This is a genomic window from Microbacterium sp. (genome assembly GCF_049650565.1).
In the GTDB taxonomy this organism is placed as follows: domain Bacteria; phylum Actinomycetota; class Actinomycetes; order Actinomycetales; family Microbacteriaceae; genus Microbacterium.
The window spans coordinates 26,217-40,672 of the sequence record NZ_JBASAK010000050.1 but is presented as its reverse complement, the minus strand read 5'-3'; the positions used below and the strand labels follow the sequence as shown (position 1 = coordinate 40,672).

Genomic DNA, 14,456 nt, shown 5'->3' with positions numbered 1-14,456 from the left:
TCTCGCACCCGGCATCCATGACCCACTCCCACCTCACGCCCGATCAGCGGGCGGCGGCGGGCATCTCGCTGAACACCATCCGCCTGTCGATCGGGATCGAGGATCCCGCCGACCTCATCGCCGACCTCGACCGCGCACTCGCGCTGGTCTGAACCGAAGGAGCGCACCATGGCCATCGACCTCGGATACTGGACGCCGGTGTACGGCGGGTTCCTGCGCAACGTCCGCGACGAGGGGCGGATGGCCGCGACCTGGGAGTACATCCGCGAGGTGTCCGTGACGGCCGACCGGCTCGGCTTCCACACCACGCTGGTACCCGAGCTGTACCTCAACGACCGCAAGGGCACCGACGCGCCGAGCCTGGAGGCGTGGTCGCTGTCGGCCGCCATCCTCGCCGTCACCGATCGCCTGCGCGTGATGACCGCCGTGCGTCCCGGATTCCACCTGCCCGCCGTGCTGGCCAAGACCGTCACGACGCTCGACAGCATCGCTCCGGGCCGGGTGGCGCTGAACGTCGTCGCCGCGTGGTGGGCCGAGGAAGCGCGCCAGTTCGGCGGCGTCTTCCCCTCGCACGACGCGCGCTACGCGCAGGCCACCGAGTTCGTGAACGTGCTGAACGGCCTGTGGGAGCGCACGCCGTTCAGCTTCAGCGGCGACCACTACGAGTTCGAGGGCACCATCGTCGAGCCCAAGCCGCAGAGCCACCCGGTGGTCTTCGCCGGCGGCGAGAGCGAAGCCGGCCGCGAAGCCATCGCCGACTTCGCCGACGCCTACGTCATGCACGGCGGCACACTCGACGAGGTGCGGGCGAACGTGACCGACATGAACGCGCGCTCGGAGCGACTGCACGGCCACCCGATCTCGGAGTTCGGGATGCCCGCCTACGTGATCGTGCGCGACACCGAGGCCGAGGCGCAGCGCGAGCTGGAGCGCATCACCACGGTCGACCCGCAGTCCCCCGGCTACGCGTCGTTCGAGCAGTTCCGGCAGAACTCGAACCTGTCGCTGGAGCTGTCCCGCCGCGAGTACTCGGTCGGCACGCGCGGCCTGCGCCCGAATCTCGTCGGCACCGCCGAGCAGGTCGCGGAGCGCATCAACGAGTACGCGGATGCCGGCATCACCCTGCTGCTGATCCAGGCCTCCCCCCTGGGCGAGGAGCTGGAGCGCATCGCCGAGCAGGTGTTCCCGCTCGTGGGCCAGAACACGCTGACCGCCGTCTGAGTCGGTGTGCCCACTACGCTGGACGCCATGACCGGACTTCGCTGGGGCATCCTCGCCACGGGCGGCATAGCCGCCTCTTTCGCCTCCGACCTGCGCACTGCAGGCCTTGACCTGCAGGCTGTGGGCTCGCGCTCACAGGAATCCGCCGACGCGTTCGCCGCGCGGTTCGACATTCCCCGCGCGCACGCCTCGTACGAGGCGCTGGTCGAAGATCCCGGCATCGACATCGTCTACGTCGCGACCCCGCATCCGATGCACCACGACAACGCGCGACTGGCGCTCGAGCACGGCAAGCACGTGCTGGTCGAAAAGGCGTTCACGCTCAACCAGGCGCAGGCCGAGGATCTGCAGCGGCTGGCTGCGGAGAGGGGCCTGATCGCCATGGAGGCGATGTGGACCCGCTATCTGCCGCACATGGTGCGCATCCGCGAGATCCTCGCCGCGGGCGCCCTCGGCGAGATCCGCGCCGTGATGGCGGATCACACACAGCACCTGCCCACCGACCCCGCGCACCGCCTGAACGCCCTGGAGCTCGGCGGCGGCGCGCTGCTCGACCTGGGCATCTATCCGGTCTCCTTCATCTGGGACGTGCTGGGCGAGCCGGTCAGCATCCAGGCCTCCGCCCGCCTCGGCGAGACCGGAGCGGATGCCGAGATCGCGACTGTCATGACGCACGGCGGCGGCGCCATCTCCACCAGCCTGTCGTCGTCACGTGCGGCGGGGCCGAACACCGCCACGATCGTGGGAACGGATGCCTGGCTGCAGATCGACCGGGTCTGGTACTCGCCCACGTCGTTCCGCGTCACCGCCACCGACGGCACGGTGCTCGAGGAGTACTCCTCACAGGTCGACGGCCGAGGCATGCAATATCAGGCGTTCGCTGCGGAGGAGGCCGTCGCGCACGGTGATCCCGCGGGCGGGGACCTCGCACTCCCCATCTCCGAGTCCGTCGCCATCATGGGCACGCTCGACGAGATCCGTCGCCAGATCGGCGTCGTCTATCCTGGCGCTGACGAGAGCGGGAAGGCCTGAACATGGCAGAGGCAACGGGACGCGTCGCGGTCTACCTCGACTTCGACAACATCGTCATCTCCTGGTACGACCGCGTGCATGGGCGCAACGCCTACGGCAAGGACCGCCAGCGCATCACCGACGACCCGCACGACAAGGACGTGGCCGAACGCCTGAAGCAGGCCATGATCGAGGTCGGCGCGATCATCGACTACGCCTCGTCGTTCGGCACGCTGGTGCTCACCCGCGCGTACGCCGACTGGTCCTCGCCGGTGAACGCCGATTACCGCTCGCAGCTCGTGGCCCGTGCGGTCGATCTCGTGCAGCTGTTCCCCGCCGCCGCCTATGCCAAGAACGGCGCCGACATCCGCCTGGCCGTGGATGCCGTGGAGGACATGTTCCGTCTGCCCGACCTCACGCACGTGGTGGTCGTCGCCGGCGACAGCGACTACGTGCCGCTCGCGCAGCGCTGCAAGCGCCTGGGGCGGTATGTGATCGGTGTCGGCGTGGCGGGTTCGACCGCCAAGTCGCTGGCCGCGGCGTGCGACGAGTTCGCCGGATATGAGTCGCTCCCAGGCGTCGTGCGCCCAGAGCAGAACGTTCATGACGCTCCTGCGAAGGATGCCAAGGGAGCCAAGGCGAAGAACGAGAAGAAGCCCGCCACCACCCGCCGCGCCAAGGCCGCCGCCAAACCCGATGAGCAGGGCGAGGCGACGATGCTGCTCGAGCGGGCTCTGCAGCTCGGCCACGACAAGGGCGACGCCGACGAGTGGCTGCACGCCTCGGCGGTGAAGACGCAGATGCGCCGCATGGACCCGTCGTTCAGCGAGAAGGCGCTGGGCTTCCGCTCGTTCAACGACTTCCTGCGCTCGCGCGACGACATCGCCGAACTCTCCGAGAACGGGCACGAGCGGCTGGTGCGTCTGAAGGAGGCGTGACCGGCTCCGCCCGAGCGCTACCCTCGAAGCATGGAACACGTGCCTCAGTCCCCGTATCTGCGGGCGCTGGGCGAGCACCGGGCACTGCTGCACCCCGCGCTGCGCACGTACTTCTCAGCGATCCCACGGGGGCAGATCGGCATCGGCGAGGGTGTGTTCGAGCGCGTGGGCACGCCGCGAAGGTGGCTGTGGCCGCTGCTGCGGGTGCTGCAGAATCACGCCGTCGTGCACGCCGGCTGGCACCACGAGGTGCCGTTCACCGTGCGCAACCGCACCATCGCGGGCAAGGCCGTCAGCATCCGCACTCTGCGCCTTCCGGACGGCGACTGGGTGATGAAGGATGCCGTCAGTGCGCATCCGCGTGGTCGAGTGCTGGATCAGCTCGGCGAGCCGACCACGCTCGCCGTCGCCTTCGAAGTCGCCGTCGACGATGGTGCTCTCACACTGCGCAGCCGGGCCGTGGGTGTCCGGATCGGACGCACGCGCATCACGCTGCCGCGCTTCATCTCTCCCGTGATCCAGCTGCGTGAGAGCGCCGAGAGGCAGACCGGCCGTCAGCGCGTGGCACTCACCGTCGACATGCCGCTGCTCGGGCGGTTGTACGAGTACGAGGGCATGTTCGAGTACCGCATCGAGCCGGAGACCGCCTGATCCGTGGTGTCCGAGGCTCGAGCGAAGACGTGCTGCCTCATTTTTGAACATGTTCAATATATGCGTATCCTGGATCTCGAGGCATCTGAAGGGCGGGATCATGGCTGACGGACGTGTGGTCATCGGCGGGTCGACCGGGTTCATCGGCACCCGCCTGCAGCAGACATACCGCGCACGCGGTCGTGAGGTCATCACGATCTCGCGCGCCGGTGCGGACCTGACCTGGACCGACCAGTCCGGCATCGATGCGGCCGTCGACGGCGCCGAGCTCGTGGTTGGTCTCGCCGGCAAGAGCGTGAGCTGCCGGTACACGCCGGCGAACCGCGCGCTCATCCTCTCGTCCCGCCTGGACACCACCACCGCCCTCAGCACGGCCATCGGCCGGGCATCCGCTCCCCCGCCGCTGTGGGTGAACTCGTCGACAGCCACCATCTACCGCCACGCCGAGGACCGCCCGCAGACCGAGGCCGACGGAGACATCGGCACGGGGTTCTCCGTCGAGGTCGCCAAGGCCTGGGAGCGGGCGCTGTTCGCCGACGATCTCCCCGCAACGCGTCGCATCGCGCTGCGCACGGCGATCGTACTGGGTGACGGCGGAGTGCTCGGCACCCTGCGACGGCTGGCACCCCTGGGGCTCGGTGGCCCGCAGTTCGACGGCTGGTGGCCCGTGACGAAGGCACGCCGCGCCGCCGGCACCGCGCACCAGCGCGGCTCTGGCCACGGGCATCAGCGGTTCAGCTGGATCCACCTCGACGACGTCGCAGGCATCATCGACTTCCTCGAACAGCATCCGGAACTGAGCGGGCCCGTCAATGCGGCCGCGCCGAATCCCGTCGACAACGTCGCGTTCATGGCGGCCGTGCGCAGGGCGCTGGGCGTGCGGTTCGGCCCGCCCACCCCGCGCTGGATGCTGGAATTGGGCGCGATCGCCATCCGCACCGAGACGGAGCTGATCCTGAAGAGCAGGTGGGTGCTGCCCGGTCGGCTCGCCGAGGCCGGCTATGCCTTCCGGCATCCGGATCTGGACGAGGCCGTCCGGGCGTCGCTGCGCTAAGCCTCGCCGCGCTCCTGCTTGCGCTTGGCGATCTCCGCGCGCAGCCGCTCCTCTTCGATCTCGCGATCCAGATCGGCGAGTTGCTGCTCGGTGGTGCGGGTGTCGGCGGGAACGGTGGGCGGCGCGGACGGCGCGGGCTCGGAACGCCGCCGAGGCGCCGGACGGCCCAGGCGGATGCCGCCCTCGGGGTACTCCCTGCCGATGCCGAACCACAGCACGCTGCCGATGAACGGCAGCAGGATCACCAGCAGCAGCCAGACGAACTTCGGCATGTGCCGCACCTGGGAGTCGTCACGACGGATGATGTCCACGAGCGCGAACACCATCAACGCCAGCACGAGCAGCGAGAACAGGTACCCCATGCTCACAGAGTAGAGGATGCGGTGGCGCCGGCGGGCGGCACTGGGTTCACTCCTCGCCGATGGCGGCCGGTCTGCCGGGCGTGTTCGACCACGCACTCCATGAGCCGGGGAACACCGTCACCGCGCGCCCGGCGATCTCCCCGGCCAGCGCCAGCTGTGCGGCGGTGATCCCCGACCCGCAGTATGCCGCTATCGGCATGGAGCCATCGGCGCCGACCGCGTCGAAGACGGCGGCGATCTCGGATGCCGGCAGGAACCGCGCATCATCGGTGAGCACACGTCCGATCGGCAGGTTGCGCGCGCCGGGAATGTGTCCGGCGATCGGGTCGATGGGCTCGGTCTCGCCTCGGTAGCGCTCGGCTGCTCGCGCATCCAGCAGCACGCCGGACGTCGGCCATGCGGCCGCCCCATCGATGTCGATGACGCCCTCGGACCCGGGCGAGCTCAGTTCGATGTCCCCCTCGGGCACCTCGACGTCACCGGTGGCCGTCTCGCCTCCGGCGGCCAGCCACGCGGGCAGCCCGCCATCCAGCACGTGCACGTCGGCCACCCCCGCTCGGCGCAGCGCCCACCAGGCGCGCGACGCCGCCAGCATCCGGAAGTCGTCGTAGACCACCACGGGGGCACCTGCTCGAAGGCCCCAGCGCCGGGCTGCTGCGGCGAGCGCCGCATCGTCGGGCAGCGGATGCCGCCCGTCGCTCGGCTCGCCGTGGCCTGCCAGCTCTCGTTCCACGTCGATGAACACCGCGCCCGGGATGTGGCCTGCCAGGTACTTCTCGTGCCCGTCGTCGCGACCCAGCTGCCAGCGGGCATCCAGCACCTGCATCTCGTCGAGGCGCTGGTGCAGCTCAGTGGCGCTGATGAGCGGGTTCACGGCGTTCACGGAACGATGTGCCCTGCCGTGCGGAACAGCTCGTACCACTCGGCGCGGCTGAGCTCCACGTCGGCGCCGGCAGCAGCATCCGTCACCCGCTGCGGGGTGGTGGTGCCCAGCACGACCTGCATGTGCGCGGGATGCCGGGTGATCCAGGCCGTCGCGATGCCAATGGGCTCGACGCCGTGCTTCGCCGCCAGCCGGTCGATCACGGCGTTCAGCTCGGCGTGCTCCGGGTCGCCCAGGAAGACCCCGTCGAAGAAGCCGGCCTGGAACGGCGACCATGCCTGGATCGTGATGCCGCCTGCGCGACAGTACTCCACGATCCCGCCGCCGTCGCGGACGATGCTCTGATCCTCGCCGGACATGTTGGCCGCCACGCCCTGCGCGATGATCGGCGAGTGGGTGATCGACAGCTGCAGCTGGTTGGCGATGAGCGGCTGCGTGACAGCCGTGCGCAGCAGGTCGATCTGGCGCGGCGTGTGGTTGGAGACGCCGAAGGAGCGCACCTTGCCGGAGCTCGCGAGCTCGTCGAACGCGCGGGCGACCTCCTCGGGCTCCACGAGCGCGTCGGGGCGGTGCAGCAGCAGCACGTCGAGGTAGTCGGTGCGCAGTGCTTTCAGCGATCCCTCGACCTGGGTCATGATGTGCTCGTATGAGAAGTCGAACATCTGCTCCGAGGGGACGATGCCGCACTTGGTCTGCAGGATGATCTCGGCGCGCTCGGCGGCGGAGAGCTTCAGCGCCGAGGCGAATCGGTCCTCGCAGACGTGCATGCCGCCGCCGTAGATGTCGGCGTGGTCGAAGAAGTCGATCCCCGCGGCGCGGGCGGTGTCGTACAGCTCCCGCACCTCGGCATCCGTCTTGTCGGGGATGCGCATCATGCCGGAGATGACCGCGGGTGCGGTGCGGGTGCCGAACGGAACAGTCTTCATGCTTCCTCCAGGGTCACAGGCAACGCTACCCCGCGACGCGCTCAGCGGGCGGGCGGCGGAGTCGCTCCTGGCCGGTGAGCCAGGGTGAGAGCGGGGTGCGCCGCGCCACCAGCCCGATCGCCAGCGGCACCAGCATGCCCACGGCGAAGGCCACCGGGTCGGGCCAGGTGGTCCACAGCACGACGGGGTGCAGCAGCACGACGGTCAGCAGCGGCAGCGCCAGCAGCGTGCACACCTGGGAGAACATGCCGGGGCGCACCAGGCTCTCAGCGACGAGGATCATGCCGAACGAGATGGCGACCGAGACCAGCAGCGAGACCACGGGCGTGCCGTAGTCGCCCTGCTTGATGTCGATGAAGTCCGACAGGCCCGTCATGATGAGCACCGCGCTGATCAGGATGAGCAGGATGCCGGTCAGCAGCGGCATCCTGATCCGCGCGCGCACCCGGCGCAGGGCGTCGCCGGTGAGCAGGTAGACGAGGCAGGTGACAGCCAGTCCGATGCCCAGTGGCGTGTCGGAGAGCATGGAGCCCCAGATCCAGCCGGCGATCGCGCCCACGACGCCGATGGCCCACTGCACGGCCAGCGGCAGGGGCTCGATCAGCCGCAGCAGCAGGGCCGTGAAGAACAGCGTGGTGATGAACCAGAACGTGATGTACGGCATCCCCGCCACGCCGCCGCCGTACAGACCGCCGAGGATCCGCTGCCCGGTGTCGTCGAAGCCCTGCAGGAGCAGTGCGACGGTGAGGATCACGAATCCGGCGAGATACGGACGGCCCAGTGAGCGGAGCCGGCGGCTCAGCTCGATGCGCAGAGAGCGGTGCGGCTTCCACAGATAGCCCGAGAGGATGAAGAACACCGCGACGTGCCAGGTGTACAGCAGATCGCCGGTGGCGTCACGGGTGAAGACGTGACCGGCCACGATCGCCGCGACCGCGATGATGCGGACGAGGTCGATCGCCCCGGACCGGTTCGGCATCGCCTCGAGCATGTCGCGACGATAGTCCTCGCACCTTGCCGTGGCATGTATGAGGCCCGAGCGACCCGGAACGACCGCCCTCCGGCATCCGGCGCTAACGTTGATTCTATGACGTCTCCTATCGATGCGACGACCACCTCTGCCTGGGCCGAGCTCACCGCTCTGCAGGAGAGCTTCTCCCCCGATCTGCGCGCGTGGTTCGCCGCGGATCCCGAGCGCGTGCAGCGCTTCTCGCTGCCGCTGGCCGACCTGCACGTGGACCTCTCGAAGAACCTGGTGACCGACGAGGTCCTGGCAGCCCTCGTGCGCCTGGCCGAGCAGACCGGCGTCGCCGAGCGCTACGCAGCGATGCTCCGAGGCCAGCACATCAACACCACCGAGGACCGTGCCGTGCTGCACACCGCCCTGCGTCGCCCGCAGGGCGCGACGCCGACGCTGGTCGTGGACGGTCAGGACGTGGATGCCGATGTGCAGTCCGTGCTCGCGTCCCTCTCCGCCTTCGCCGATCGGGTGCGCTCGGGCGAGTGGAAGGGCGTGACCGGCAAGAAGGTCACGCACGTCGTGAACATCGGCATCGGCGGGTCGGACCTCGGACCGGTGATGGTCTACGAGGCTCTCAAGCCGTACGCGGATGCCGGCATCCAGGCGCGCTTCGTCTCCAACATCGACCCCACCGACATGGCGCAGAAGACGGCCGACCTCGACCCCGAGACGACGCTGTTCATCGTCGCGTCGAAGACGTTCACCACACTGGAGACGCTCACCAACGCGCGCCTGGCTCGCGACTGGCTGTGGGCGGGGCTTGCTGCATCCGGCGCCATCGCCGACGACGACCAGAGCAGGACGGATGCCGTGGCCCACCACTTCGTGGCCGTCTCCACGGCCCTCGACAAGGTGGCCGAGTTCGGCATCGACCCGGCCAACGCGTTCGGGTTCTGGGACTGGGTGGGCGGCCGCTACTCCGTCGACTCCGCCATCGGCCTCTCGCTGACCGTTGTGTTCGGACCCGAACGATTCCGCGAACTGCTGTCGGGCTTCCACGCCGTGGATGAGCACGTGCGCACCACCCCGCTGGCGCAGAACGTACCGGTGCTGATGGGGCTGCTCAACGTCTGGTACTCGAACTTCCTGGGCGCGCAGTCGCACGCCGTGCTGCCGTACGCGCAGCAGCTCAGCCGCTTCGCCGCATACCTGCAGCAGCTGACCATGGAGTCCAACGGCAAGTCGGTGCGCTGGGACGGCTCGCCGGTCACCACCACCACCGGCGAGGTGTTCTGGGGCGAGCCCGGCACCAACGGCCAGCACGCCTTCTACCAGCTGATCCACCAGGGCACCCGGCTGATCCCGGCCGACTTCATCGCGTTCGTGAACCCGGCCTACCCGCTGGCCGACGGCGGTCGCGACGTGCACGGGCTGTTCCTGGCGAACTTCCTCGCGCAGACCAAGGCGCTGGCGTTCGGCAAGACCGCGGCCGAGGTCGAGAGCGAGGGCACTACCGGCGCTCTGGTCGCCGCACGGACCTTCCCGGGCAACCGGCCCACCACGTCGATCTTCGCGCCGTCGCTGACTCCGGCCGTGCTCGGTCAGCTCATCGCCCTGTACGAGCACATCACGTTCACGCAGGGCACGATCTGGGGCATCAACTCCTTCGACCAGTGGGGCGTGGAGCTGGGCAAGCAGCTGGCGCTGCAGATCGCCCCGGCCATTGAGGGCGACGCCGATGCCCTGGCCGGGCAGGACGCGTCCACCCGAGCGCTGCTGGCGTACTACCAGGAGCACCGGAGGCACTGAAGCAGGCCCCTGACGATCTGAGAGAGCCCCCTCGCCGTGAATGGCGAAGGGGCTCTCTCGATCTCGGGGACCTGCAGCGCTCAGCTGCGACCGAACTGCGCGGCCGCAGGACAGGCGAACGGGTCGCTAGCGGCAAGCCCGACGCGGTTGAGGTACCGGATGACGATGCTGTAAGAGCGCAGCATCGACACCTCGGTGTAGGGCACATCGTTCGTGCGGCAGTACTCCCGCACGATCTCCCTCGCGCGTGACAGGTGCAGTCGTGACATGCTCGGGAACAGATGGTGCTCGACCTGATAGTTCAGCCCGCCCATCAGCCAGGTCGCCCACCAGCCGCCGCTGACATTGCGGGACGTGCGCACCTGCTTCGTGAAGAAGTCGAGCCTGGCCTCGGGGGCGATGATCGGCATCCCCTTGTGGTTCGGGGCGAAGGTGGCACCCATGTACACGCCGAACACGGCGACCATCACACCGAAGAAGGCGAAGGCCATGCCCAGCGGCAGCAGCAGGAACAGCGGCACCAGCACGATGGCGAAGCGAGCGACGATGAGGCCCAGCTCGGTCCAGCGGCCCGTCACTTTGCCGCGTGAGAACAGGTGCTGGAAGCTGAGCCGGTGCAGGTTCAGGCCTTCCAGCGTCAGCAGGGGGAAGAACAGCCAGCCCTGTCGCCGGGTGATCCATCGGACGATCCCGCGCGAGCGCGCGGCATCCTCCTCCAGGAAGGAGATCGTGTCGACCGCGATGTCGGGGTCCTTGCCGACTGTGTTGGGATTGCCGTGATGTCTGGTGTGCTTGGAGTCCCACCAGGAATAGCTCATCCCGACGACACCGGCCAGGATGCGTGCGAGCCGGAAGTTCGCCGGGCCCGAGGCGAGGATCTGCCGGTGAGCGGCCTCATGGGCGAGGAAGGCGACCTGGGTGAACAGGATGCCGAGCGCTCCGGCGATGAGCAGCTGGAACCAGCTGTCGCCGAGCAGAAGGAAGCCGGCGATGCAGCCGGCGAAGGCCACCGCGAGGCCGGCGGCGACCACCGAGTAGAACCTGGGCGTTCGGCCCAGCAGCCCGGTGTCGCGGACGACATTCAGGACGTCGCGATAAGCGCGCGCCATCGGGGGGAACTCGGCGTTCCCCGCGTACGTCTGGCGGATCCGGCCGGGGGTGAGCCTGGATGCCTCGGTCGTGTCTGTGTGCGTGAGAGACATGTCGTTCTCCTGCCGGTCGGGAGCCCTTGAGCCGGTCGAGCCAAGGGCGGATGCCGATCGCTGTCTTCAGCGTACGCGGGGTGGTATGCGGGCATGGGCATATCACTGGCCCGAGCCCGCTGAGTCCGGCCGGCGGCTGAGCACGGGAAATGGGTTCGCTGAGAATTCTGCGATAGTGCAATCTTGCGCTTGCGCAGTTTTTTGAGCGCGTGCAGACTTCTCAGGTGAGCACGAACAGTGAACCCGGACTCCGCGAGCGCAAGAAGCAGCAGACGCGCCGTCGTCTGGAGCAGGCGGCTGTCGCGATCGTCGCCGAGGACGGCCTGGATGCGCTGACGATCGACGCCATCAGCGAGCGCGCCGAGGTCTCTCCTCGCACCTTCTTCAACTACTTCGACAGCAAAGAGGACGCGATCCTCGGCTTGGGAACCGAGGAGGCGACGCGTCGCGCGGTGTCGGATGCCGTGGACGAGATCCCTCCGGGGCCCGTCGTCGACAGCATCCTCGAGCTGCTGATGCGTGCCAGCGACAGCGCCATGCTCGATCACGGCCTGCGCGAGCGGCGTCGTGCCATCCTGCGCGACCATCCCGAGCTGCTCGGCCGTCATTTCAGCCACATCGGTCGGATGCTGGACCCGCTTGCCAAGGGCGTGCAGTCACTCATGACGCGCGGCGGCGCAGCATCCGACAGCCCAGCATCCGACAACGGAGCCGAGGCCGACGAGCCCACCGCACCCGATCCCCACGCGCAGATCCTGCTGATGATGTGCGGCGCGGCGCTGCGCGCGGCCACGCTCGAGCTCTCCCCCGGCCACGCCGATCTGCCCGCCGACACATCCCTCGCACTGCTGCACACCCGAGCGGCAGCCCTCGTCCGCGAATCCATCGAAAGGCTCTCATGAGCGCCATCGAAGAACCAGACCCGGTCCTCGAGCCGCACCACACCCGCAACGTCCTGCTGGTGTTCGCGGGGCTCATGGTCACGATGCTGCTGGCGTCCCTCGACCAGACGATCTTCAGCACGGCCCTGCCCACGATCGTCGGCGACCTGCACGGCGTCGATGAGATGAGCTGGGTCATCACGGTCTACATCCTGGCCTCCACGATCATGCTGCCCGTCTACGGCAAGCTCGGCGACCTGATCGGCCGCAAGGGCATCTTCATCGGCGCGATCTCAGTGTTCATCGTCGGATCGATCATCGGCGGCTGGGCGCAGGACATGACCTGGCTGATCATCGGTCGTGGTGTGCAGGGTCTCGGCGGCGGTGGCCTGATGATCCTGTCGCAGGCCATCATCGCCGACGTCGTACCTGCTCGCGAGCGCGGCAAGTACATGGGCATCATGGGCGGCGTGTTCGCCATCTCGTCGGTCGCCGGCCCGCTGCTGGGCGGCTGGTTCACGGACGACCTCACGTGGCGCTGGGGCCTGTGGATGAACATCCCGCTCGGCATCCTGGCCATCATCGCCGCCGCCGTCTTCCTGCATCTGCCCGCCGCACCGAAGCACCGCGTACGGCTGGATGTGCTGGGCATCGCCCTGCTGGCGCTGGCCTCCACCGGCATCGTGCTCATCAGCACCTGGGGCGGGCACGACTCCCCCTACGGCTACGCGTGGGACTCCCCGCAGATCATCGGACTCATCGCCGGCACAGTCATCGCCGCCGTCGCGTTCGTGTTCGTCGAGCTGCACGCTCCGGAGCCGGTGATGCCGCTGCACCTGTTCCGCGAGCTGAACTTCAACCTCATGACCGCGGCGGGGCTCGCCATCGGCGTGGCCATGTTCGGCACGCTGGCCTACATCCCCACGTACCTGCAGATGGTCACCGGCGCCGACGCCACGCAGTCCGGGCTGCTGATGATTCCGATGATGGGCACCGTGCTGGTGTCCTCGATCATCTCCGGTGCGCTGGTGACACGCACCGGCCGGTACAAGTGGGCGCCCATCTCGGGCACGCTCGTGACGGCCGGCGGCATGGTGCTGCTGTCCACCATGACCAGCACGCTGCCGGTGTGGATCATGTGCGTGTTCCTGGGCGTGATGGGATTGGGACTGGGACTGTGCATGCAGATCTTCGTGCTGGTCGTGCAGAACACGTTCCCGAACTCCGAGGTCGGCGTCGCCACGGCCACCAACAACTACTTCCGCCAGATCGGCGCCTCGCTGGGCTCGGCGGTCGTCGGCAGCGTCTTCACGGCGCGGCTGATCGATCTGCTCACGCAGCGGATGCCGGCGGGCGCCGGTGGCGGTGCGGCCGGAGCCACGAACAGCCTGACGCCGGAAGCGGTCAAGGAGCTGCCGGCGCAGATCCGGAATGTCATCATCGGCGCCTACAACGACGCGCTCACGCCGATCTTCCTGTACATCCTGCCGCTGATCCTGCTGGCGACGATTCTGGTGTGCTTCCTGCGAGAGGTTCCGCTGAAGAAGACCATCGACCGCGGCACGGTCGCGGTCGAGAGCCTGGAGATCGACGGCGCGAACTCCATCGCCGACACGACGGGGCGCATCGCGACGGTGACCACGGCGGCCGCGGAGGAGCCGGGGCGCTGACGTCTGTGACCAGCAGCCCACGAAGACCGGAGCGGAGCGGATGCCGAGCCCTCCTCGCGCTCGGGGTCGTCGCCGTCAGCGCCGTGGTGCTGGCCGGCTGCGCCACGGCATCCGCTCGAACCCACAGCCTGCCGCCCGCGGATGCCGGCTTCGATTACCAGCTGGGCGGTGCGTATGAGCCGCCGAGCGGCGTCGCCGTGGTCGAGCGCGACCGCACGGCACAGCCGGCGGGCCTCGGCTACGACATCTGCTACGTGAACGGCTTCCAGACGCAGCCCGGCGAGTCTGCCGGCTTCGAGAAGAAGCATCCCGATCTCGTGCTCCGGCAGGATGGCGAGCCGCTCGCCGATCCGGATTGGCCCGACGAGTACCTCTTCGACACCTCGACCGCGCAGAAGCGCTCGGCGCTCGCGCAGATCGTCGGCGGCTGGATCCGCGGATGCCGGGAATCCGGCTTCGACGCGGTCGAGATCGATAACCTCGACTCGTTCACCCGCTCTGATGGTGCGCTCACCGCGAAGGACAATATCGCCCTGGCCGAGCAGTACGCCCGCGCCGCGCACGACGCGGGTCTCGCCATCGCGCAGAAGAACACCGCCGAGCTGTCTGCCCGCCTGCACGCGCACGGTTACGACTTCGCCGTCACGGAGTCCTGCGAGCAGTTCTCGGAGTGCGACGCATACACCGACGTCTACCCGGTCGTGCTCGACATCGAGTACACCGACGAGCTGGGTGTTGCGGGGTTCCGCAAGGCGTGCGATGACGCAGACCGGCCCGCCGTGATGATTCTGCGCGACCACGACCTCGTCACACCCGGCGACGAGCAGTACCACTACGAGGCTTGCGAACACTGAGGCCCGGATACGACGGGAGGGCGGATGCCGCAG

At 68.6% G+C, this 14,456-nt stretch carries 15 protein-coding genes; 10 read left to right on the top strand and 5 right to left on the bottom strand.

The window, feature by feature from the left end:
• The 6 genes from WA967_RS09365 to WA967_RS09340 all read left to right on the top strand — a co-directional run.
• On the top strand, nucleotides 1–152 hold a 152-nt coding region (locus WA967_RS09365; RefSeq protein WP_424421604.1), incomplete at its 5' end, for a PLP-dependent transferase.
• Between the two features lie 16 nt (nucleotides 153–168).
• Complete coding sequence (locus WA967_RS09360) at nucleotides 169–1,221, top strand: LLM class flavin-dependent oxidoreductase (RefSeq protein WP_424421599.1); 1,053 nt, start codon at nucleotides 169–171, stop codon at nucleotides 1,219–1,221.
• A 27-nt stretch (nucleotides 1,222–1,248) separates the two neighbouring features.
• A complete protein-coding gene (locus WA967_RS09355; protein ID WP_424421596.1) occupies nucleotides 1,249–2,253 on the top strand; it encodes a Gfo/Idh/MocA family protein in 1,005 nt (334 codons plus the stop codon).
• Nucleotides 2,254–2,255: 2 nt separating this feature from the next.
• Nucleotides 2,256–3,170: an NYN domain-containing protein gene (locus WA967_RS09350; RefSeq protein ID WP_424421593.1), complete on the top strand. Its 915-nt coding sequence runs from the start codon at nucleotides 2,256–2,258 to the stop codon at nucleotides 3,168–3,170.
• 30 nt (nucleotides 3,171–3,200) lie between these two features.
• Nucleotides 3,201–3,821 carry a DUF4166 domain-containing protein gene (locus WA967_RS09345; RefSeq protein WP_424421591.1) on the top strand — a complete coding sequence of 207 codons (621 nt, stop codon included), beginning with the start codon at nucleotides 3,201–3,203 and terminating at the stop codon, nucleotides 3,819–3,821.
• A 100-nt stretch (nucleotides 3,822–3,921) separates the two neighbouring features.
• Nucleotides 3,922–4,875 carry an epimerase gene (locus WA967_RS09340; protein ID WP_424421589.1) on the top strand — a complete coding sequence of 318 codons (954 nt, stop codon included), beginning with the start codon at nucleotides 3,922–3,924 and terminating at the stop codon, nucleotides 4,873–4,875.
• Here the strand turns inward: WA967_RS09340 and WA967_RS09335 are convergent.
• From WA967_RS09335 to WA967_RS09320, 4 genes are read right to left on the bottom strand one after another with little or no spacing between them, the layout of a single operon-like run.
• A complete protein-coding gene (locus WA967_RS09335; RefSeq protein ID WP_298866017.1) occupies nucleotides 4,872–5,237 on the bottom strand; it encodes a PLD nuclease N-terminal domain-containing protein in 366 nt (121 codons plus the stop codon). The two genes, WA967_RS09340 and WA967_RS09335, sit on opposite strands and share 4 nt — an antisense overlap.
• A gap of 46 nt (nucleotides 5,238–5,283) precedes the next feature.
• Entirely contained in the window at nucleotides 5,284–6,120 is an 837-nt protein-coding gene (locus WA967_RS09330; protein WP_424421586.1) for a sulfurtransferase, read from the bottom strand.
• Nucleotides 6,117–7,046, bottom strand: coding sequence for an aldo/keto reductase (locus WA967_RS09325; RefSeq protein ID WP_424421583.1), 930 nt, complete (start codon nucleotides 7,044–7,046; stop codon nucleotides 6,117–6,119). Before WA967_RS09325 ends, WA967_RS09330 begins: the two co-directional genes overlap by 4 nt.
• 25 nt (nucleotides 7,047–7,071) lie before the next feature.
• Nucleotides 7,072–8,037, bottom strand: coding sequence for an acyltransferase family protein (locus tag WA967_RS09320; RefSeq protein WP_424421581.1), 966 nt, complete (start codon nucleotides 8,035–8,037; stop codon nucleotides 7,072–7,074).
• A gap of 96 nt (nucleotides 8,038–8,133) precedes the next feature.
• On the opposite strand from WA967_RS09320, the gene pgi reads away from it, so the two are divergent.
• Nucleotides 8,134–9,816, top strand: coding sequence for a glucose-6-phosphate isomerase (pgi, locus tag WA967_RS09315; protein ID WP_424421578.1), 1,683 nt, complete (start codon nucleotides 8,134–8,136; stop codon nucleotides 9,814–9,816).
• Between the two features lie 80 nt (nucleotides 9,817–9,896).
• On the opposite strand, the gene WA967_RS09310 is transcribed toward pgi, so the two are convergent.
• Entirely contained in the window at nucleotides 9,897–11,018 is a 1,122-nt protein-coding gene (locus WA967_RS09310; protein WP_424421575.1) for a fatty acid desaturase family protein, read from the bottom strand.
• 224 nt (nucleotides 11,019–11,242) lie between these two features.
• On the opposite strand from WA967_RS09310, the gene WA967_RS09305 reads away from it, so the two are divergent.
• From WA967_RS09305 to WA967_RS09295, 3 genes are read left to right on the top strand one after another with little or no spacing between them, the layout of a single operon-like run.
• Nucleotides 11,243–11,920 (top strand): TetR/AcrR family transcriptional regulator, encoded by a 678-nt coding sequence (locus WA967_RS09305; protein ID WP_424421573.1) that lies wholly within the window; start codon nucleotides 11,243–11,245, stop codon nucleotides 11,918–11,920.
• On the top strand, nucleotides 11,917–13,569 hold the full coding sequence (locus tag WA967_RS09300; protein ID WP_424421570.1) for an MDR family MFS transporter: 1,653 nt from the start codon (nucleotides 11,917–11,919) through the stop codon (nucleotides 13,567–13,569). The genes WA967_RS09305 and WA967_RS09300 overlap by 4 nt, the downstream gene beginning before the upstream one ends.
• A 5-nt stretch (nucleotides 13,570–13,574) precedes the next feature.
• Nucleotides 13,575–14,423: an endo alpha-1,4 polygalactosaminidase gene (locus WA967_RS09295; protein WP_424421567.1), complete on the top strand. Its 849-nt coding sequence runs from the start codon at nucleotides 13,575–13,577 to the stop codon at nucleotides 14,421–14,423.
• The last annotated feature ends 33 nt before the right edge of the window (nucleotides 14,424–14,456 follow it).

Coding starts and splice junctions, on each gene's coding strand:
- WA967_RS09355 (WP_424421596.1), top strand. CDS start 1,249: ATGACCGGACTTCGCTGGGGCATCCTCGCCACGGGCGGCATAGCCGCC.
- WA967_RS09345 (WP_424421591.1), top strand. CDS start 3,201: ATGGAACACGTGCCTCAGTCCCCGTATCTGCGGGCGCTGGGCGAGCAC.
- WA967_RS09300 (WP_424421570.1), top strand. CDS start 11,917: ATGAGCGCCATCGAAGAACCAGACCCGGTCCTCGAGCCGCACCACACC.
- WA967_RS09335 (WP_298866017.1), bottom strand. CDS start 5,237: ATGGGGTACCTGTTCTCGCTGCTCGTGCTGGCGTTGATGGTGTTCGCG.
- WA967_RS09325 (WP_424421583.1), bottom strand. CDS start 7,046: ATGAAGACTGTTCCGTTCGGCACCCGCACCGCACCCGCGGTCATCTCC.
- WA967_RS09360 (WP_424421599.1), top strand. CDS start 169: ATGGCCATCGACCTCGGATACTGGACGCCGGTGTACGGCGGGTTCCTG.
- WA967_RS09320 (WP_424421581.1), bottom strand. CDS start 8,037: ATGCTCGAGGCGATGCCGAACCGGTCCGGGGCGATCGACCTCGTCCGC.
- WA967_RS09340 (WP_424421589.1), top strand. CDS start 3,922: ATGGCTGACGGACGTGTGGTCATCGGCGGGTCGACCGGGTTCATCGGC.
- WA967_RS09310 (WP_424421575.1), bottom strand. CDS start 11,018: ATGTCTCTCACGCACACAGACACGACCGAGGCATCCAGGCTCACCCCC.
- WA967_RS09350 (WP_424421593.1), top strand. CDS start 2,256: ATGGCAGAGGCAACGGGACGCGTCGCGGTCTACCTCGACTTCGACAAC.
- pgi (WP_424421578.1), top strand. CDS start 8,134: ATGACGTCTCCTATCGATGCGACGACCACCTCTGCCTGGGCCGAGCTC.